The sequence below is a fragment of the Providencia sp. PROV269 genome, assembly GCF_028477785.1.
Lineage (GTDB): Bacteria > Pseudomonadota > Gammaproteobacteria > Enterobacterales > Enterobacteriaceae > Providencia > Providencia rettgeri.
On sequence record NZ_JAMPLV010000004.1, the window covers coordinates 79,959 to 99,442 of the forward strand.

Annotated in this window: 15 protein-coding genes; 10 read left to right on the forward strand and 5 right to left on the reverse strand. The window is 40.7% G+C overall.

What is annotated here, in order from left to right; genetic code table 11:
• Positions 1–2: 2 nt before the first annotated feature.
• The 9 genes from PR683_RS06820 (at position 3) to PR683_RS06860 (ending at position 12,387) form a co-directional block, all read left to right on the forward strand.
• Positions 3–1,145, forward strand: a complete 1,143-nt coding sequence (locus tag PR683_RS06820) for a hypothetical protein (RefSeq protein ID WP_196719417.1) — start codon at positions 3–5, stop codon at positions 1,143–1,145.
• Positions 1,142–4,489, forward strand: coding sequence for an ImcF-related family protein (locus tag PR683_RS06825; protein WP_272571334.1), 3,348 nt, complete (start codon positions 1,142–1,144; stop codon positions 4,487–4,489). The genes PR683_RS06820 and PR683_RS06825 overlap by 4 nt, the downstream gene beginning before the upstream one ends.
• Positions 4,490–4,508: 19 nt before the next feature.
• The gene (tssA, locus tag PR683_RS06830; protein ID WP_272581725.1) at positions 4,509–6,119 is read left to right on the forward strand and encodes a type VI secretion system protein TssA; all 1,611 of its coding nucleotides are present in this window, start codon (positions 4,509–4,511) and stop codon (positions 6,117–6,119) included.
• 23 nt (positions 6,120–6,142) lie between these two features.
• Positions 6,143–7,894 (forward strand): type VI secretion system baseplate subunit TssF, encoded by a 1,752-nt coding sequence (gene tssF / locus PR683_RS06835; protein WP_110732018.1) that lies wholly within the window; start codon positions 6,143–6,145, stop codon positions 7,892–7,894.
• Entirely contained in the window at positions 7,870–8,961 is a 1,092-nt protein-coding gene (tssG, locus tag PR683_RS06840) for a type VI secretion system baseplate subunit TssG (RefSeq protein ID WP_272513365.1), read from the forward strand. Before tssF ends, tssG begins: the two co-directional genes overlap by 25 nt.
• Before the next feature lie 15 nt (positions 8,962–8,976).
• Positions 8,977–9,516 (forward strand): type VI secretion system lipoprotein TssJ, encoded by a 540-nt coding sequence (gene tssJ / locus PR683_RS06845; protein WP_004912506.1) that lies wholly within the window; start codon positions 8,977–8,979, stop codon positions 9,514–9,516.
• Position 9,517: 1 nt separating this feature from the next.
• On the forward strand, positions 9,518–9,946 hold the full coding sequence (tssE, locus tag PR683_RS06850; protein ID WP_004912512.1) for a type VI secretion system baseplate subunit TssE: 429 nt from the start codon (positions 9,518–9,520) through the stop codon (positions 9,944–9,946).
• A 22-nt stretch (positions 9,947–9,968) separates the two neighbouring features.
• Complete coding sequence (locus PR683_RS06855) at positions 9,969–11,312, forward strand: VasL domain-containing protein (RefSeq protein ID WP_004912515.1); 1,344 nt, start codon at positions 9,969–9,971, stop codon at positions 11,310–11,312.
• A gap of 667 nt (positions 11,313–11,979) precedes the next feature.
• Entirely contained in the window at positions 11,980–12,387 is a 408-nt protein-coding gene (locus tag PR683_RS06860) for a hypothetical protein (RefSeq protein WP_164528636.1), read from the forward strand.
• Between the two features lie 274 nt (positions 12,388–12,661).
• On the opposite strand, the gene PR683_RS06865 is transcribed toward PR683_RS06860, so the two are convergent.
• Entirely contained in the window at positions 12,662–13,159 is a 498-nt protein-coding gene (locus tag PR683_RS06865) for an AAA family ATPase (RefSeq protein ID WP_004912522.1), read from the reverse strand.
• A gap of 294 nt (positions 13,160–13,453) precedes the next feature.
• Here PR683_RS06865 and PR683_RS06870 point away from each other — a divergent pair, with 294 nt between their 5' ends.
• Positions 13,454–14,785 carry a glycosyl hydrolase family 28-related protein gene (locus PR683_RS06870; RefSeq protein ID WP_272581726.1) on the forward strand — a complete coding sequence of 444 codons (1,332 nt, stop codon included), beginning with the start codon at positions 13,454–13,456 and terminating at the stop codon, positions 14,783–14,785.
• A gap of 14 nt (positions 14,786–14,799) precedes the next feature.
• Here PR683_RS06870 and PR683_RS06875 read toward each other — a convergent pair whose 3' ends face one another.
• The 4 genes from PR683_RS06875 to PR683_RS06890 all read right to left on the reverse strand — a co-directional run bounded on the left by PR683_RS06875 (position 14,800) and on the right by PR683_RS06890 (position 19,067).
• Positions 14,800–15,219 (reverse strand): GNAT family N-acetyltransferase, encoded by a 420-nt coding sequence (locus PR683_RS06875; protein WP_109911505.1) that lies wholly within the window; start codon positions 15,217–15,219, stop codon positions 14,800–14,802.
• Between the two features lie 95 nt (positions 15,220–15,314).
• Positions 15,315–15,845, reverse strand: a complete 531-nt coding sequence (locus PR683_RS06880; RefSeq protein ID WP_004912528.1) for an MltR family transcriptional regulator — start codon at positions 15,843–15,845, stop codon at positions 15,315–15,317.
• A 100-nt stretch (positions 15,846–15,945) separates the two neighbouring features.
• Complete coding sequence (locus PR683_RS06885; protein WP_272581727.1) at positions 15,946–17,106, reverse strand: mannitol-1-phosphate 5-dehydrogenase; 1,161 nt, start codon at positions 17,104–17,106, stop codon at positions 15,946–15,948.
• 11 nt (positions 17,107–17,117) lie between these two features.
• Positions 17,118–19,067, reverse strand: a complete 1,950-nt coding sequence (locus PR683_RS06890) for a PTS mannitol transporter subunit IICBA (protein ID WP_109911503.1) — start codon at positions 19,065–19,067, stop codon at positions 17,118–17,120.
• Positions 19,068–19,484 lie beyond the last annotated feature (417 nt).

Genomic DNA, 19,484 nt, shown 5'->3' on the forward strand with positions numbered 1-19,484 from the left:
TTATGTCTTGGAATAAAAAAGCATCGCTACAAGTACCTAAACCTCATAAACCTCCTTACGTTAAGTGGATTATAGCGTTAGGATTAACATTATTTTTTCTATTTTATTCTCTCTATTTTAATTCTCAAAAAGACGCTTTTAATTCAGATAAAGGAAGGATTATCACAGTTTTTGTGGCTACAGCCCCGCTAATTACTGTTTTAATTACATTCTTTGTAAAACTCATTTTTTATTTTAAATCAAAAAATAATTATGAATTCTTAGAAAATGAAAAAAAATATGCTGATACAAAGTGGGAGGAATGGGGTTCAAGAGCGATTAGCATATTAGACTCCGTTATTTTGCTTCCTGATAAAATCACATTACCCTATATTTTAAAACATCAGAATTCACATATCGCAAGCTACCAACTACCAAAGAGAATTGATTATTTACCTGAAGATAAATCTCCGTGTTTTATTTTACTAAGGACACTTCAAGATAAGATTCTTGAAGTCAGTACAAAATACCCTTTCTCTGTTCACTATTTAACAAATCAAGACCTCAACACCTCAAGAAAAGAATTTGAATATTCATGGGAAAAATTATTTCATACCCCACCACCACACAATGTAAATTTCACCCATGAACTAGATTACAACTACATCGAAGATACTGTTAGAAAGAATGAAGACCTAATCCAACTTGTACTCATTGAGCAGGCTTATAACCAAAATCAATCTGCCGCTTTTGCAGCTTTTATTTTTACTTCCGATGAAGTCGCTCTAGCATATCAACTAAATACAATTGCGAATGTAAAAAGACCGATGCCAATCACAATCGATGAAGATAAACAGAATGCCATCCGTTTATTTACTGAAATACAGACTGAATCAAAAAATACGTTTCTTTGTTTTTCTGACAATAAATGCCAAAACGATTTAATCGGCGCGCTTTTCAGCGCCTCTGAGGCGCTCCCTAAAATAGAACCCAATAAATTACTTAACTTAGAGTTTTTTATTGGTCCAGTAGGCGAATTTTCAAGTTGGTTAAATTTAGCCATCGCCATTGACTATGTTTCTCAAACCAAAAACTCAGCTTTAACACTTTCCCAAGATAACCAATCAATGTTTATTGGAACTATTACTTCGAGTCCATCAATATGAATATAAAATTGAATAAACCCGTAGTGAATACATTTTCTTTCTTCATTTTTGTCGTCTTACTATGCCTGAGTGTGTGGTTCTATGGTGAACATTTTTACCTAGAAACAGAATTCAAAAAGTACATTGCGATCGGTATTATTATTTCTTTTAGTATTATTAATAGAGTCGTTCGATGGGGGCTCCATCACAAAAAAATAGCTGGTCACCGTGAGGAAAATAAAGACACGGGCACTTACCCAGATGAAGATAAAAAATCCATCCTTAATAACCAAAATTTATCCCCCATATTAGCAACCCTAAAATCCCAATACGGCACTTTCTGGCATTCCAAAGTCTCTATTCAGCTCCTCCTCGGCTCCCACTCCGCCGTCGAAAAACTCGCCCCAAGTCTTACCCAAGAAATCTGGCAAGAGTGTGATGGCACCTTGCTTATCTACGGTGGCGATATCGGCAGTTCCATCGACTCAAAGCGACTAGAGACCCTCAAACACCTACGCCGGCGTCGTCCGCTCGATGGCGTGATTTGGGTGACGGAAAACAGCATTTCTTCCCAGCTTTTAGACAACAACGTCACTTTCACTAATCTCAATACCGCAACAGCCCATAACGCAGGGCGTGCAATCCAAAACCTCTTCCAAGCATTAGGTTGGCGTGCGCCTGTTTGGGTATGGAGTGTCAGTGACCAACAATCCCTCAGTGCTGTTGAAACGCCCTCTATCCTCTGCATGATAGAGCAAAATATGCCAGCCGAGGCGTTATCACCTAGCTTGTTAAGCCTGATCCCCGCACTTGTGATCAACGGAACCCAAGCATTACTTCGCGAACAGAAACACACCTATCTACTCGCCTTAGCCCAATTTCTACAAAACGGGGGCAGCCAGCAGCTTGCGACCGCATTAGCGCCACTCAATACCCAATTACGTACGCTGCCTTTTTCCGGCATCGCATTTAGCCCTTCTATCAATCCGTTAAATCAGCAACGTTTACCCAATAGTTGGCACCCCGATACGCGCTGGCAAAGCTGGTTAAATGTGCAATCTGAACTGGCATCCGGTTTACAGCCTGCCTCTTTAGGCTTTGACAAAAAACGTCTCGTTCAATATGGTGCTGCTACCGCCATGACCTTGTGGGGTGCAGGCATGATTGTCTCTTATTTCGCCAATCGCCAGCTTATCGAAGAGAGCTACCAAAGCGCGAGCGTCGCCGCTAACAGCCAATTGCCGGAAACTGAACGCCTCAAAGCTCAGTATGATTTTCAGCAAACTCTTGGGCTGTTAACGCATCGGGAACAGAACTCAGTGCCTTTTTGGCTACATTTTGGCTTGAATAGCAATGAGCCGCTATTAGCGCATTTATGGCCGTTGTATCAGCAGACGGTACTCCCTCCTCTGCGAGATAATATCCGTCAACAACTTGAGCAACGATTGCAAGCCTATACACAATTATCGCCAAATAGTGATGAGCGTCGCCAAGCTACCCAACGTGCATATCAAGATTTAAAAACTTATCTCATGATGAGTACGCCTGAGCGTATGGAACCTGCTTTTTTCACTGATAGTATCCTAACTACCCTACCCGCCCCTCAGGGAATGGATGAAGGAGAATGGCACACTCTCGGCAAAGAGTTGCTCATGTTCTACGCGCAGCAGCTACCAAAGCACCCTGGCTGGCAATTATCGGCTAACAATAACCTGATTAATCAAAGCCGTACCTTACTCATTCGACAAATCGGCCAACGCAGCGAAAGTGCTTCGTTATACCAAAAAGTGCTTTTGCAGGCACAGAACCAATTTCCGGATATGACCCTCAATGACATGACAAACGATACTGATGTTAGCTTTTTATTGACGACAGAAGAGTTTGTACCGGGCATTTTTACCCGCAAAGCGTGGGAAGAGTCCATTCAACCCGCCATCAAAAAAGTGGTTGAATCCCGTCGCAATGAAATTGACTGGGTATTGAGCGACAACCAGCATGAACTTAGCCAAGAGATTTCGCCTGACGTACTTAAACAGCAACTCACCGAGCGTTATTTTGCCGATTTTTCAAGTAGCTGGTTAAATTTTTTAAACAGCCTGCAATGGCGACAGACCGACAGCCTGTCCGATACTATTGACCAGCTCACATTAATGAGCGATGTTCGCCAGTCCCCGGTCATTGCCCTGATGAATACCCTCGCCTACCAAGGGAAAACCGGACGTCAGGCAGAAAAACTGGCCGACTCGTTTGTTAATTCGGCAAAAGAGCTGCTCAACAAAGAACAAAAACCGGTGATTAACCAAAAAGCCGATTTTACGGGGCCATTGGAAGAGACGTTTGGTCCTATCCTAAACTTTGTTGATCCTCAAGCCACCTCACAAACCGGTGATAATCTGAGTTTACAAGCGTATTTAACCCGTATTACTCGTGTGCGCTTAAAACTTCAGCAAGTGGTGAATGCCCCCGACCCACAAGCCATGTCCCAAGCCTTCGCACAAAGTATTCTAGAAGGTAAAAGTGTCGATTTTGCCGAAACGCGGGATATGGGGAGCTTGATTGCCGCCAGTTTTGGGCAAGAGTGGCAACCTTTTGGCGATGCACTGTTGGTGGAGCCCATGACTCAGGCATGGCAACAGCTACTCACACCTACCGCTCAAGGGATCAATAGCGAATGGCAAAATGCGATTGTCAATGAATGGAATAATGCCTTTGGTGGTCGCTATCCCTTGAAAGATACGCAAAGCGATATTTCTTTGCCTCTGATGGCACAATATCTTCGCCCTGATAGTGGACGTATTCAGCGTTTCTTAGAAACACGCTTGCAAGGTGTCTTACGCAAAGAAGGCAACCATTGGGTACCCAATAGCACGAATGCTCAAGGCTTACGCTTTAACCCTGAGTTTATTCAGGCGATGAATACCTTGAGTGAGCTAGGCGATGTAGCGTTCGCAAACGGAGAAGCTCGCCTATACTTCGAAATGCGCCCAGGCACCAGTAAACAAGTGATGCAAACGATACTGGTGATCGATAAGCAAAACCTCACCTACGATAACCAATTCCCTCAATGGCAACGGTTTGTATGGCCTGCCGATACCGTCGCGTCAGGCGCCTCATTGTCTTGGATGACGACCTCCACCGGTACCCGACTCTATGGTGATCATCGTGGTGTTTGGGGGTTAATCCGTTTACTCGAGACAGCCAAGGTCGCGCCTTATGCAGGAAGCACCAGTAGCTATACCGTGTCATGGACTACGCCAGATGGCAACACGCTCAATTACCAACTGCGCACTGAAATGGGCCAAGGCCCACTGGCGCTATTAAAACTACGTAACTTTGTGCTACCTGAAAAAATCTTCTTGGATTAGCCTCGATAGGACATCACCTATGCCTTTATTAACTGCCTTACGCACAGCCTGTTTTACCGGAAATCCGCTTGTCGCTAATCAATTAGTGGAACAACAAGTCGTGTTATGGGAACGCTGGTTATTGCCAATCACAGCTGAAAATCCGGTTGGGGAAGACCCTGGCTATGACGATGACTTCGAACGCATGAAAGAAGAAGTCAACAAGTTATCAGGCTCAGATACACAATTAATCTGTACACTTGCCGAAAATCTCTTAACTCATGTCTGTAAAGACGCACGCGTGATCACTTACTACGTTTGGGCACGCTTGCATCAAGAAGGTGAAACGGGCCTAGCCGATGGATTAGGATTACTGGCAGGGTTACTCCACCGTTACCATGATGACTTGCTACCAAATCGCCCAAATAGCCGAAAGTCGGCCATTGAATGGTTGGCGGGTCAACGGGTTATCGACAGTTTATCCCTTTATCCTGAAGTGGATAGTAACGAATTCGCACGTATCGTGGCGTTACTTAGTTCGATTGTGGATGAATTTAGTACATGGGATGAAGCAAACCGTCCTAATCTTGCACCACTACTACGCGCATTAGAAAATCGACTTGCACAATCTGGTGGTGCGAATAGTGTTGTTCCACAAAATATTAAATCAACAGAAAATATCTCAACGAAACAGATATCATCAGGTATCAGCGCTATCACGCCTATTCAGTCTGGTCGAGAATTACTTGATCAAGCCAAAGTACTCGCCAATTATCTGCGTAATCAACCGAACGGCTGGCTGTCGGGTCACCGGCTGATGAAATCTGTCCGTTGGGATACCCTGCACCAATCGCCACCACAAAATCAGCAAGGTTGTACTCGATTAGCCTCACCACGCTCAGATGCCAAAGCGCAGCTAAAACGTTTATATCTGCAACAAAATTGGCTCGAACTCACCGAGCAAGCTGATCGATTGTTTGCAGAAGGAGTTAACCATTTTTGGTTAGATGTGCAGTGGTATTTGCATCAGGCATTGAGTAAATCCCCTGCGCCGTGGGACGGCTGGGCAGAGGTGATTGCTTCTGATTTAAAGCAGTTCTTACTTCGCTTGCCGGGTTTAGAAAATCTCGCTTGGGAAGATGGCACACCTTTCGCTGATGAAGTCACATTAGCGTGGATCAAACAGCATATTCTAGAAGAGAATATTCAGTCTCTCCATCACATGCCTGTTCGTGGCACAAGTGACGATGATAACGACTCAATATTTTCGTTAGAACAAGAAGCGTTAACTCAAGCTGACACTGAAGGCGTTGAAGCCGCATTAGCCTGGTTAATGTCACGTCCGAATATCCAAACACCCCGTCAAAAATGGTTGCTGCAATTAGTGATGGCAAGAGTGGCCGAACAATTTACTCGTTATGATTTGGCACTGAATTTACTTCGTGAATTAGACCACAGTGCTGAGCAGATGCGTCTCGCTGATTGGGAACCACACTCGTTATTTGAAGTTAAAGCCCGCCAATTGCAACTGTTGCGAGGGAAAACGCAGCGTAATACACCTGACAAAGCTGAACTGCATCATCAGATGTCTGAGTTACTGGCTCAACTCACACGATTAGATCCTGTGCGAGCCTTAGTACTCTACCCCTAAATTAATCAATGAGAACCACACAAATGGATGATTTAACCCTTCGCTATTATGATGCGGAGATGCGATATCTGCGTGAAGCAGCTAAAGAATTCGCTCAAGCTCACCCCGATCGTGCGGCGTTATTAGATTTAGACAAAGTGGGCATTCCTGACCCTTTTGTTGAACGACTTTTTGAAGGTTTTGCCTTCTCCATGGGGCAATTGCGCCAAAAAATTGATGATGATTTACCTGAGTTAACAGAAGGGTTAGTTAGCCTACTTTGGCCTCATTATCTACAAACCATTCCATCGCTTTCTGTCGTTGAACTCGCGCCAGATATTCACGATATGAAACTCTCATCGGTGATCCCTGCTAACTTTGAAGTGCTTTCGCGCCCGATTGGTCCCAAAAAGACCGTCTGCCGCTATCGCACAACGCGAGACTTAACGCTCAATCCCATTGTGCTATCAACCGTTAATTTAACCACAGAGCCTGATGGCCGTTCCGTAATTCGTTTGCAGTTCGATTGTGCGAAGCTCGCTGACTGGAAACAAACCGCACTTAATGCACTCTCCTTTTATCTCTCTGGTGACGTTCCAACGACCTATGCACTCCATTTAGCGCTGACTAAGCAAGTTGCAGCCACCTATATTCGCCTGCCATCGTCCCCTGATCGTATTCGTTTACCCCTTTGGTTTTCCCCGGGGGGCTTTGCTGAAGAAGACCAACTGTGGCCTAAAAGTGATAGCACTTTCAGCGGCTACCAGCTATTACTGGAGTATTTTTCTTTCCGTGAAAAATTTTTTTTCGTCAACTTAAACGGGCTCGGTGAAATTCAATTACCTGAAGGATTGAGTCATTTTGAACTCGAAATTGTGCTTGATACGCTATGGGATAGCGACATTCCATTAAGTACGGATAACCTAAAACTGCACAGCGTTCCGGTGATCAACTTATTCAATATTGAAGCTGACCCACTCACCGTTAACGGGTTAGAAAGTGAATATTTACTGCGTCCCCGTCGCCTACAAGATGGGCACACCGAAATTTATGCTGTCGATACGGTTCATGGCACAAGACGAGATGAACACATTCATTATGTTCCATTCAGCAGTTTCCGCCACAGAGGCGGCATGTTGCGCCGCAATGCGCCAGAACACTACTACCACACTCGTGTTAAGCGCGGTGTCAGTGGGTTACATGATACATGGCTGATTTTAGGGGGAGAACGCGAACAACCGACCGCTACCCTTGAAAGTGAAACCTTATCTTTACAATTAACCGGCACTAACGGACAACTTCCACGCAAAGCGCTGCAAAGTACATTGCTCGACAGAACCGAAGAAACGCTACAAACCCAATTGCAGGTTCGTAATTTATGTAAGCCAACCCTGCCGTGCTATCCCCCTGCAGAAGATCGGTTCCATTGGCGTGTCCTCAGTCACCTTGGCGCTAGCTTCCTCAATATGATGGATAACGTAGAAGTATTACGTGGCACATTGGCACTCTATGACTGGCGAGATGATGATCTAAACAGCCGCAAACTCGATGCCATGATCCACGTTGAACAGCACCTTATTGAGCGCTTCGAAAAAGGCTTTTTACAGCGTGGTATTGCCATCGATATCACCCTTGATAGCAACGGATTTAACGGTGAAGGTGATATTCATCTCTTTGGTGAAATGCTCAATCGCTTTTTCGCGCTTTATACCGACGTGCATCTATTTAACCAATTAACTCTCCATATTGTACCAAAAGGAAATAGCCTCACATGGACAGAGAATCATCCTCAGTAAATCAGCTTTTTGATGCACTAGGGGAGCGTCTACCACTGGTTAACTTCTATCGGTTTTGCCAACTGCTAGAACAGAGTAATAAACAGCGCCCGCCACTCGGTAGCACCCAAGACCCGAAAACAGATGTTATCCGGTTTCGTCCCCATCGTGGGATGGGTTTTCCTGTCACCGAAATTAAAGGTATCGACATTGAAGACCGCTACCGAGATAGCAACACACCCAGTATTCGAACGACATTTTTAGGGTTATATGGTGTCACTTCCCCGCTACCGACAACCTACCTTGATGACATTGCACAACGACGTGAGGGAACCGAGTCTCTTACCGATTTTTTAGATATTTTTAACCACCGACTGACGACGCAGTTTTATCGTATTTGGCGAAAATACTCTTACCCTGCAACATTTTTAGCGGGAGGTGAAGACGAAACTTCCCAGTATTTATATGGGTTAATTGGCTTGGGGATCCCCGGCACTGCTCAACATGTGCAAGCGCCTTTATCCCGCTTTCTCGCATTACTGGGTACGCTACGTTTTCCAACTCGTACCGCCGAAGGGGTTATATCATTAGTTAAATTACTCGCGCCTGATACCCAAGTTAACATCAAGCCTCATGACCCAAGACGCATTGAGCAAACCACTCAAACAGGGTTATCCTGCAGAACACCGATGACCTTAACCAACAAGCCTGTTTTAGGTCAGTATTCTACCGATATAAACAGCCAAATTTTGATTACCTTACAGACAGATAACTTTAATGAAGCCCGCAATTGGTTGCCTGACGGACAACTGTATCAAGATTTAATGGCGCTGTTGCATGTTTACCTAGGGTCAAGAGTCAATGCCCGTCTTTGTCTCAAATTACCCAGAAAGTTGCTCCCTAACGCAACGTTAAGCACGCAATCTCGCCAAGGTGTTCAACTGGGACGTACCGCCGCGATGGGCACATTGGCGCCTAATGCCCCTCACCGAGAACACATTATTACCTTAAATTTGGGGCGCTATCAGCGGTTATCGGCAACATCACACTCTACGCCGCCCTCACATTATGCTAATTATCGATTCTAATTCTGGGACTCACCTATGAAACAACTCCCTTTATTGTCATTTTGCGGCAAGACATTGGTGCTTCTGACAGCATTAAACCTCACTGGATGCGGACTTACTCAAATGGTCAGCGATGGCACTCGCAGTGCAGCAAACGCGATATTTTATAAGCAAGTGAAAGTCGTCCATCTTGATTTCGTGGCACGCGAAGCACTCAATACTGACGATACTGGCGCTTCGCTATCAACGATTATCCGTGTTTATCAACTAAAAAACTTTGAAAGCTTTGTTGAAAGCGACTATGCCACCCTTTTCGCTAAAGATAGCCAAGTACTCAAATCCTCATTAGTCACACAAAAAGACCTGCGAATTCGCCCTGGCGAATCAATTTCTCTTGATATGCCCCTTGAGGACGGTGCTGAATTTGTTGCCGTTGCCGTAATGTTCCATCACCCTGACCTTATCACCGACGACTGGCGCGTGGTGATCCCCAAAAAGCGGTTATTACCCGATGATCCACGCTTACTCACCCTCGCGGATAACACCATGACCTTGAAACCACTCGGAGAAAAATAGCATGTCCCAGCCTTCATTATATGAAATGTTGACGGGGTATTTTGCGGGAGGATTAGATATTGATGCTATCCCAGAACATGACCAAGTGATGGTATCCGTGATGGACAATATTCGCCGCATTCTCAACGCCAGAGCGGGTAGCATCGAACATCTTCCCGACTACGGACTCCCCGATATGAGTAAAATGATCCAAGGTCTCCCCGGTACCGCTCACAATATGATGACCATTTTATCAGCAACGTTACTCAAGTATGAGCCCCGTATCAAATCACTCTCTTTAGTGTTATTACCGCAAAATAGCTTTGGGGCACTCCATTACGCCCTTGAGGTTGAATTACATGAGCAAGGGTTAATCCGTTATGGCACTGAGTTTATGCCGGATGGACGCATTCTCGTCCACCATCTGAAAAAACAATTCGATACGATTTAACCGACGATAGCGTGAGAAGACTATGACCCCAGATTTAAACACATTACGCCTTGGTGGCGACCCTCGCACCCTGACTGATTTCTCTGCCCTTAAAGACGAGTTAAACAAACGCTTCCACCCTGCCCGCCCTGATGTTGACTGGGCTCGAGCTCATGGGCTATGTTTGTCCTTATTCAACCAAAATGGCGCTGATTTACAAACTTGCGCATGGTTTACCCTGATCCGCCAGCATCAAAATGGCATTGCGGGATTAAACGAAGGCTTATCTTTACTCCAACATTTACTGAGCCGCCACTGGCAAGGATTATGGCCACAACAGACCCATGCCCGGGTTGAGATCCTCGCAACGCTGAGCCAACAACTCATGACAGGGTTACGCGCCCATGCACCTGTTTATGCAGACCTGCCAGCACTGTATCAAACTGAAGCGACGCTCAACCAAATTGGACAGTTGCTGCAAACATTAGAGCTCAAACACCTCACTCAGCTGGAACGACTGCAAAACTTGCTCACCACTCAAGCCAAGCAACTCGAAAATACCGATGTTCCCGATAGTGGTTTTATTCCACCAACGCCGCTGCAATTGCCGAAAACCTCACCATCATCATTTCATGCCCGTGCCGCAGCAACGCCAATTTCCATCAAGGCCAATGCCACTATCAGTACACCGACACCGACCAAGCCTTCTTACCGCAAAGGCATTTGTGTGGGTCTGGCTTTCGGTATTGTGCTCACAGGCGCGCTGTGTGCAGGAACTTTGTATGTGTTACACCCGCAAATCAATAACCACGTTTTAGCGCAAGCGCTACCCCAGTTACCTGACTTTACGCCGAATATTGCCTCAATTCTTGAGCAACAATTACAACCTAATGCCGCGCAACCGAATAGTTTTTCTCCTGAAAAACTCAAGGTAATCGATAACTACCTCGTAGAATTAGAGTCCGTCTCCCCAATTTGGTCTCAACAGTATGGATTAAGCATGGTGAGTTACCTCACGAAGCAATATGGTGAACGGCAAGAAGTCAGAGCGTTAAACGATAAATGGCAGCAAAATATGCAAATCAATGCGTCATCTCGCGATAAACTCCAACAGTGGTCTGAAGGAATGTCAGAGTTAAATAATCTCAGTACGCGCTTAGACAGTCTCGATGGTAAACCTCGCAGCTATATCACTGGGTCTGAATTAAAAACGATTATTTTTAATGCACGTCAACATTTTAATCAAGGGTTGCCACTCGAAGAAGAACTACGCCAACTAGAACAATTACAAGCGCAAGGCACTGTACCTGAATCAGAATATCAACGTATTGATACTCACTTTAAACAACTATTGAACCGATATGCATTGATTCAGCAAAATAAATAATTCCCTATCACTCGATAAATTGCTCATCGATATTGCCATCATTCTCGCCTTATTTTTCATAAATAAATGTATTTGAGTATAAGTGGGAATATCAAATCAATCATCGGCATGCTCAATTTGAAGAAAATACAATGAGTCAGGATGAACAAGGCGAAAATATCCAGCACCATTTTGTCAATTTGATGTGAAAAAACGGGTTTCTTGGGAATGTACGACTGAACATCAATCACGGAACGCCAAAGCCCACCTTTATGTCCCTGCAACCAAAGTGGTTCCTGTTATTTTTTTACCTAGCATTATGGGGTCTAACTTAAAACATAAAGATACGGGCGATTCTGTCTGACGACAACCGTTCTACTGAGATGAATGGCGATAAGCGCAAATATACGTTACTCAAATCTAGCAATAAATGGAAAAGTACGCCATCAATGGATTATGAGGGCGGGCACGATGACGGTACAGTGCCTAAATATTCTATAAATTTAGATAGAAAAGAAATGTTTAAAGAAATTTTAGAATTCATTATTAAGACAAATATAACAAATGATTGAAATCTGGAATAGGATTTTACAACCCTTTAATGTTCGTCAAAATGCTTATTAATCGGTTAATTAACGCAGTGCTAACTTACTTTCTGCTATTACGCTATGTATACTAGTTATCATCGATGAATGAATCAAAAATGAGTTACCTTATATTTATTAGTGCATTATTCTCATTCATTATATTAAATTGTGCATATGCAACTAAAACCATTGGTTGCTATTATTTACACTATTCCGAGAAAAAATCAAATAATGATGTTAATACACTTATTAATCTAAAATTTAAATTTAACAATGAGGCTAAGTTAACTATTTCATCCTGGCAAGAATTATATGCTTGCCAGGGGAATTATACATTAAAAGAAATAGCCACAGGATTTAATGCATCTATTATTGATGAACAGGATTGTAAAATCCCCCCGCCTCAATTCGTTATAAGCAAAAATGCTAATAGATATTTAATTAAAAATGAGTCACTTTTAATTAATGATCCCTCCTCCTACCAACTGATTGAGTGCCATTCTGAGTGATTGAAATGACTTGGCCGCTTGAATGTTATTTTATTTTTTATACGAGAATTGATTAATTATTTTTACTTCCAAGAAGGTCTAGTAATTTCTAGTGGAATCTAAGTACTCATGTATATAGTATTTTTTATGGGCAAATTTATTTAGCCGATACCAGAAGAAAAGAGATGAAGCAAAAACAGCCTTTAGAGAGCATAAACCAACTGATAGATGTACAAATAAAGTTATTGCTAAAATTATTTATACTGTAAGAGCCGGACAGGCCACTGAACCCTATTTATTCTAAATGTTTTTTTATCGTACCAATACATTGTTTGGAATTATCTATAATGATGACTTTAGAAGAAAATAAAGGATTTTGTGCAAAGAAATCATCAAGCTGCTTATCAAATTGCTTTGCAAAGCGTAGTAACTCAACTGTATTGAAAAATGTCTCTTTGGGCCCTATCGTTGTAAATTTAGATGCAAGGTATCGTTTTACGATTCTAAAGGCACATATATGGTAAGGTACATTTAAGCGAATAATTAACGTACAGTCATGAAAAAAGGGAGTTAAACGCCTATCGTAAGCGCCTTCAATAATCCATTCTTTTTTAGATGTTATCTCTAAGACTAATGCGTTAATAATAGGTTGAGGATTTTTGATATATTCTGCCTGAGTTTTATTCCAATAAATTTCATCATAGCCATATACAGGCGTATTAAATTCATCGGCTAGCTTGGCAGATAATGTTGTTTTTCCTGCCCCGGACGTCCCTATAATACAAATTTTCATATTTTATCTTCATTTATTAATAATCAAACTGCGAATGATAGATTTACATAATAACTATGCCGATGAACCAAAAATTAAAAAATATTATTCGCAATAATATATTTTAATTAATTTTAACATAAATATCAATGCGTTAAAAACAATGTAGACCATGATAATTTTAATTTATATTGCTGAATTATTGATAAAACAATATACTTATCCCCCTTATGACTAGTACTATAGCTAAGTACCAGATAATTATAAGTGACACTATTCATATCCCCACAATAAAACCGTCGATAGGATATATACATGATAAATCAAAGCCCCACATGCAATGACACACCGGATGGCTATATCAATGCACAAGATGCAGGTATATTACCAAATACAGATAAAGATTTAAGTCAGGCGATATTAAGTTTACTTAAAGAAAGTAACACATTTCATAAAGGTATTTATTTTCCTGCCGGTACTTACTTATTTGCTAGCGATGTATTATTAACATCTTATAATTCCTTATTGGGTTCGATAGAAGGCACAATTTTTCGTTGTTTAAATCCCAAAGGACAATCGGTTATGTTCGGTGATAGTACCTACAGAACAAAAGTGTCAAATATAAACATAGAGAACATAATCTTTGACAATATTCGAATACATTTTTATGGACACAAATCTGCAATTCGTATTAGCCATAATGTATTTATTAACACAATAACCGAATACAGCACAGCGCAACTGACCTGTTCTAGTCATTTCTATACAATAAATGGTAATGTTTTTATGCGTGGGCGTAACTATGCAGGAGTTGGTCTTAGTACTTATGGTAATAGTTCCGGTTTATTAATTGAACAAAATTTTTTAGGTTCGGTCGATGAGATTAACTTAGCAACACCATGGCTTGATAAAAAAACACAGATACTGCTCACCACACTTTTAAGTTTAAGAGATAAAAAATTAATATCTTTTGATGATGCCCAAGGTGAATTTGTTTCCGGTTGGTATTCGACGAGTAATCTCAAAAAAGGGATATTTCGTAAAAACTTTATTTCAGGTAGTGACCAAATCTTTCTCTACAATCCTAAAACAGATAAAGATGATATACAACGTGATCATGGTATTTATATTAAACAGTATGAACAAGTTGAAGTTATTCAAAATTATTTCTCTGGCTGGCCAAAAGATGATAAGCCATCCGGTCAATTAAAGTTTCGTAATGCAAAAGGACTCGTATTTGCTGGTAACTATCTTAATCACATTTCTTTTAATGCACGCCCCTATGACAATGTCGATGACAAATGGCTAATTATGCAAGACACCTTCATTTTTAATAATTATTTATCTGACGCTTTAATTAGCTATTGGCAAAATTTTGTAGATACTGAAGATAAATCTATTAATATTAAAAATTATCTAGTTTTCTCTAATCGCTTTATCAATAGGACTAAGAGCAAACCATTAGTTACTTCACCAGAAAAATCATTCTCATCTAATCAGTTCTTTTGTTCAGAGAATATTTTCGTTGAAACAAACGAGTTAGTACCGACAAGTGGTGTCATTGCTGAAATAACAATTGATAAATTAAAGGCTCGCCTACCTGATTATGCAGCACAATATTTATCGACTAAACCGATCATGCCATAATTTATAGGTACTTTTTATATATCACGTTTAGTTAAATAATGTCGTTGCATGCCTGTCTCCGGGAAGTCAGGTAATGACATTTGTTTCACATATCCTAATTTTTCATAAAATGGTAAGGCTTGAAAACTAAATGTGTCAACTAAGCTATGAATACAACCTAATTTTATTGCTTCCCGTTCAGCGGTATACATCAATTCACGCCCTAATCCATCATTTCTGGCACTTTCACTAACCCATAAATAATCAATACATAACCAATTTGCCTTAACTGAGGCAAGTAAACCACCAAGCATCACACCATCATCATTTTTAAAATAAATTCCTAATGAACCAAATCGGTCGGCATTTAAAAACTGAGTATTAAAACTACGCAACCCTGCAAGTAACTCTTCTTTATCTTCGGTGGTTATTTCATGTGCAATAATAATATTCATTCGATACTCTGCTGATTCTCGGCTAATAACGTATTATTTCAAACATATTTACCTCGATAAGTAAACAGTAAAATAGAGATGATAGGATAACCGATTTAAAATACATCCGTTTCGATAATTTGGGTAATTAAGGCTGTTACAGACAATATCAATGAAGATTTGATCATTTGCTGAAAACGGTGTTTTTGCAATTCAATTAATTGATTATCAATAAGATCTTCCGGCTGATTAAATCTCATCATTTCTGGTAATGGTTCCATACAATGAAGCATTTTAATACTGCCTAAAATTTCATCATCCGTAAAATTTATATTTATTTTTTCTGCAGATAATGACTCATTCAAAGCAAGAAATAATTCTATATCTTCATAGGTTTCACGAGAAATAGCCCCTAACGCAAATAAGAGTTTCAAACGAACCGATAACTCCCCTAATGGGCCATTTCCAGTTAAAAGAGGCTCAACTGCATATTTTACTGCATAGTCATCCTTTCTGAAAACTTTTAACATTAATTTATCAATAGCTTGTGAAATTAAAATAACGACATCTTGAACAAATAAGTGCACCTCTGGTCGTTGATTCAACCGCTCAAGAATTTGATTTTCAATGTTTTGTTTATTTTCCATATTAGCTTCTTTTATCACTTTATGGCTATATTACTTGCTTTCACATAGTAGGTAGCCATAAAGTGATTGAACCTCAATAATTAACCCATTATCCGTAATATTACTTTTTACTCAACATCATTAACTGGTATTGAGTACAAATTTTATCAATTACCTCTGGATATTGCTCTATTCCACAAAGTTGAATGACCGTTTGGGTAAGTCCTTTGTCTGCAATTAACTTTGCCATTTCATTTGCTTGGGGATCAGTTTCACACCTAAAATGCAATGCAGCTGTAATACCTATGATCAGATTTTCATGTGATAATTGATATTCAAATGTACCTAATAACGGCTTAATTAGGCGATCATTTGAACTTAATTTTCGCATAGGTTGTCGTCCTACTCGGCTAACATCATCTTTTAAATATGGGTTCGCAAAGCGGCTCAGTATTTTATCTATGTATTGATTATGTATTTTCGAATCAAAGCCATAACGTTGAATTAATACTTGCCCGCTTTCTTTCATTGCCGATTTAACAATAGTGTGGATCCTAAAATCGCCAATCGCTTCACTAATTGTTTGGTATCCATATAATTGTCCCAGATAAGCTGTTATTGCATGGCCTGTATTTAACGTAAATAGCTTACGTTCGACAAATGCCATTAGATTATCCGTTAATTCCATTCCTTCGATAATAGGAATATCACCAACAAATTGTGTCTGATCAACAATCCACTCACTAAAGGATTCGACGGTAACATCAAGCGGGTCATCATTCGCTGCCTCCATCGGAGGAACAATACGGTCAACTGCGGAGTCTACAAAACCAATATGCTGCTCAACCCATTGATGTAACTCTTCAGGCAATTGAGCCAATACATGTTGCTTTAATTGGCTAGTTCCTCTCACCATATTTTCACATGCAATAATATTGAGTGGCTGGTTATTTCCCAACGATTTTCTATGAATAATGCCTTTAGCTATCGTTGAGGCAATTTTTTCAAGCACTTGAGGCCCGACTGCTGTTGTAAGCATATCTGCCGTTGCAATAAACTCTATCGTTTTAGGATCATTACTATTAACAGCGTGAATGTGTTGGACTTTCTCAATACGATTTTCCTGACCAACAACATGAACATTATAAGATTGTTGATGTGCTAGTTGGTCAATTAATGGCTGATTGACATCCGTAAAAGTGACTTGTGAATTTGCGTCTGCTAATAATTTACCAATAAAACCGCGGCCTATATTTCCTGCACCAAAATGAATGACTTTCATTATTATTCTCCTTATGCTGCACTTTGAGACGCTAAAATTTCGAGTACTTCCTGAACATCTTGGGTTTCACATAAACGCTCAATGACCCCATCTTCATCTAAAGCGGAAGTAATTCGTGTAATAACTTCAATGTGCTCATTATTTTGTGCTGCAATACCAATCACTAAGCGAGCAATTTCATCGGGTTCTTCACCAAATTGTACGCCTTTAGGATATTGGCAAATAACAATGCCAGTTTTTAATACGCGGTCTTTGGCTTCTATTGTTCCGTGAGGTACCGCAATAGACTCTCCAAGATATGTTGGTGTTAGTTTTTCACGAGCTAGCATAGCCTCTATATATTCAGGCTCAACATACCCGCCTTCAACTAGCTTCTGCCCTACAAAGCGGATAGCTTGGGTTTTATTTTCTGCCGCCAGATTTAAATGAATGTGCTTCGCACTTAAAGTAAACAAAGCCTCTTCATGTTCGGTTATGTCATATGACTCATCATTAGCCGCAACAATAGTTTGTTTAATTAAATGCCCATCATTAGCTGCCTTAGGATTTTTTTTAGCTATTAAATTCGTGACTAAATCATTATACGTTTGACTATCTAAGAAGTTTGTTAAAGAAATATGGATTGCATTTGGCGCAAATGATTTCGCTCTTTGCGTTAAATCCCTATGAGTGATAACAATATCAACATTTTCTGGTAAATCGTTGATTGCCATATTAGTGACGGTGATGTCTAGCAAGCCAGCATCACGTACTTTTTTGGCTAATACCCCCGCTCCCATTGCACTTGAGCCCATGCCTGCATCGCAAGCGACAATAATGTTATGCACTTGAGCTAAATTGATAGAAGCATCTTTATTGATTGAATTTACTGATGATGACTTTGATTGCGTTTTCATATTACGCATTTTTTTCGTCGCACTCTCGAGTTCATCATCATCACCAATTCGTGTTCGTTTTAATAAAAGAGCTGAAACGATGAAAGAAACAACTGTAGCACTTGCGACCGATAAAATAACGCCGATAAGTGATGATTTAGGCGTCATCAGTAGAACTGCAAATATTGAGCCCGGGGATGCAGGAGAGACTAACCCAGCATGAAAAAGGTTCATCACAAATACCCCTGTCATTCCACCCAGAATAACAGCAAGAATTAACCGAGGATTCATTAAGACGTAAGGAAAATAAATTTCATGGATGCCACCAAAAAAGTGAATAATTGCGGCTCCTGGCGCAGACTGCTTAGCATTACCTTTGCCAAAAAACATATACGCGAGTAAAACACCTAAACCGGGTCCAGGGTTGGCTTCAATTAAGAAAAAGATGGATGCACCTGTTTCTGATGCTTGCTGAATACCTAGTGGTGAAAAAATACCGTGATTGATAGCATTATTAAGAAATAAGATTTTGGCAGGTTCAACAAAAATAGACGTGAGTGGAAGTAAATTATTCTCCACCATCACATTTACACCGGCTGCTAATATCTTGGATAGCCCTGCAACAAGAGGCCCAATCGCTAAATAAGCCAAAATGGCTAATAACATACCGATAATGCCAGATGAAAAATTATTCACTAACATTTCAAAACCCGTTTTAATTTTGCCTTCTATCCACAAATCAAAACGTTTTATTGCATATCCGCCTAATGGGCCAGCAATCATTGCCCCCATAAACATTGGCATGTCGGCCCCAACAATTACACCCATTGTTGTTATTGCGCCAACTATTCCACCCCGCTCTCCACCGACTAAACGGCCACCGGTATAACCGATTAATAGTGGTAGTAAATAGGTGATCATAGGGCCTACAAGTTGAGCTAATGTCTCATTAGGCCACCAGCCAGTTGGGATAAATAACGCAGTAATTAATCCCCAAGCGATAAAAGCACCGATATTAGGCATAACCATATTACTGAGGAAACGCCCAAAATTCTGTACCTTTAATTTGATATTTGATGTTACCATGACAGAACCCCGTGGTACGAGAATGATAAAGTAGTAACGTTATCGCCAAATAACGTCCGTGATTTTTTCAACACTTTCACTCTAGCATGAGCTTTATCAGATTCGCACCACGTGGGCCTTTATGTGATCAAAGTCACCATTACCCCCCTGTCCACCCTATATTTATATTGATGAAGCTCACAAAAAGCTCGTGTCACTAAATTACATTGATCTTTTTTTGCACTAAAAAACCATTTTTTGTGACTTAAATCACAAATTAAAAAACGTTATTTATCTTTAAATAGTGACTTTTGTCACAATTAATTTTCAGTTTCTCTTTTTTAATCCTATGAGCTGCTATCAAATTCTCAACTGACCAAATACTTTTTTAATTTTGTAATAAAATTACCAAATGTATTTTCTTTGTTTTTCTTTTTA

Excerpts from the sequence above, each read along its gene's own strand:
- PR683_RS06820 (WP_196719417.1), top strand. The coding sequence starts at position 3 with ATGTCTTGGAATAAAAAAGCATCGCTACAAGTACCTAAACCTCATAAA.
- PR683_RS06825 (WP_272571334.1), top strand. The coding sequence starts at position 1,142 with ATGAATATAAAATTGAATAAACCCGTAGTGAATACATTTTCTTTCTTC.
- tssA (WP_272581725.1), top strand. The coding sequence starts at position 4,509 with ATGCCTTTATTAACTGCCTTACGCACAGCCTGTTTTACCGGAAATCCG.
- tssF (WP_110732018.1), top strand. The coding sequence starts at position 6,143 with ATGGATGATTTAACCCTTCGCTATTATGATGCGGAGATGCGATATCTG.
- tssG (WP_272513365.1), top strand. The coding sequence starts at position 7,870 with ATGGACAGAGAATCATCCTCAGTAAATCAGCTTTTTGATGCACTAGGG.
- tssJ (WP_004912506.1), top strand. The coding sequence starts at position 8,977 with ATGAAACAACTCCCTTTATTGTCATTTTGCGGCAAGACATTGGTGCTT.
- tssE (WP_004912512.1), top strand. The coding sequence starts at position 9,518 with ATGTCCCAGCCTTCATTATATGAAATGTTGACGGGGTATTTTGCGGGA.
- PR683_RS06855 (WP_004912515.1), top strand. The coding sequence starts at position 9,969 with ATGACCCCAGATTTAAACACATTACGCCTTGGTGGCGACCCTCGCACC.
- PR683_RS06860 (WP_164528636.1), top strand. The coding sequence starts at position 11,980 with ATGAATGAATCAAAAATGAGTTACCTTATATTTATTAGTGCATTATTC.
- PR683_RS06865 (WP_004912522.1), bottom strand. The coding sequence starts at position 13,159 with ATGAAAATTTGTATTATAGGGACGTCCGGGGCAGGAAAAACAACATTA.
- PR683_RS06870 (WP_272581726.1), top strand. The coding sequence starts at position 13,454 with ATGATAAATCAAAGCCCCACATGCAATGACACACCGGATGGCTATATC.
- PR683_RS06875 (WP_109911505.1), bottom strand. The coding sequence starts at position 15,219 with ATGAATATTATTATTGCACATGAAATAACCACCGAAGATAAAGAAGAG.
- PR683_RS06880 (WP_004912528.1), bottom strand. The coding sequence starts at position 15,845 with ATGGAAAATAAACAAAACATTGAAAATCAAATTCTTGAGCGGTTGAAT.
- PR683_RS06885 (WP_272581727.1), bottom strand. The coding sequence starts at position 17,106 with ATGAAAGTCATTCATTTTGGTGCAGGAAATATAGGCCGCGGTTTTATT.
- PR683_RS06890 (WP_109911503.1), bottom strand. The coding sequence starts at position 19,067 with ATGGTAACATCAAATATCAAATTAAAGGTACAGAATTTTGGGCGTTTC.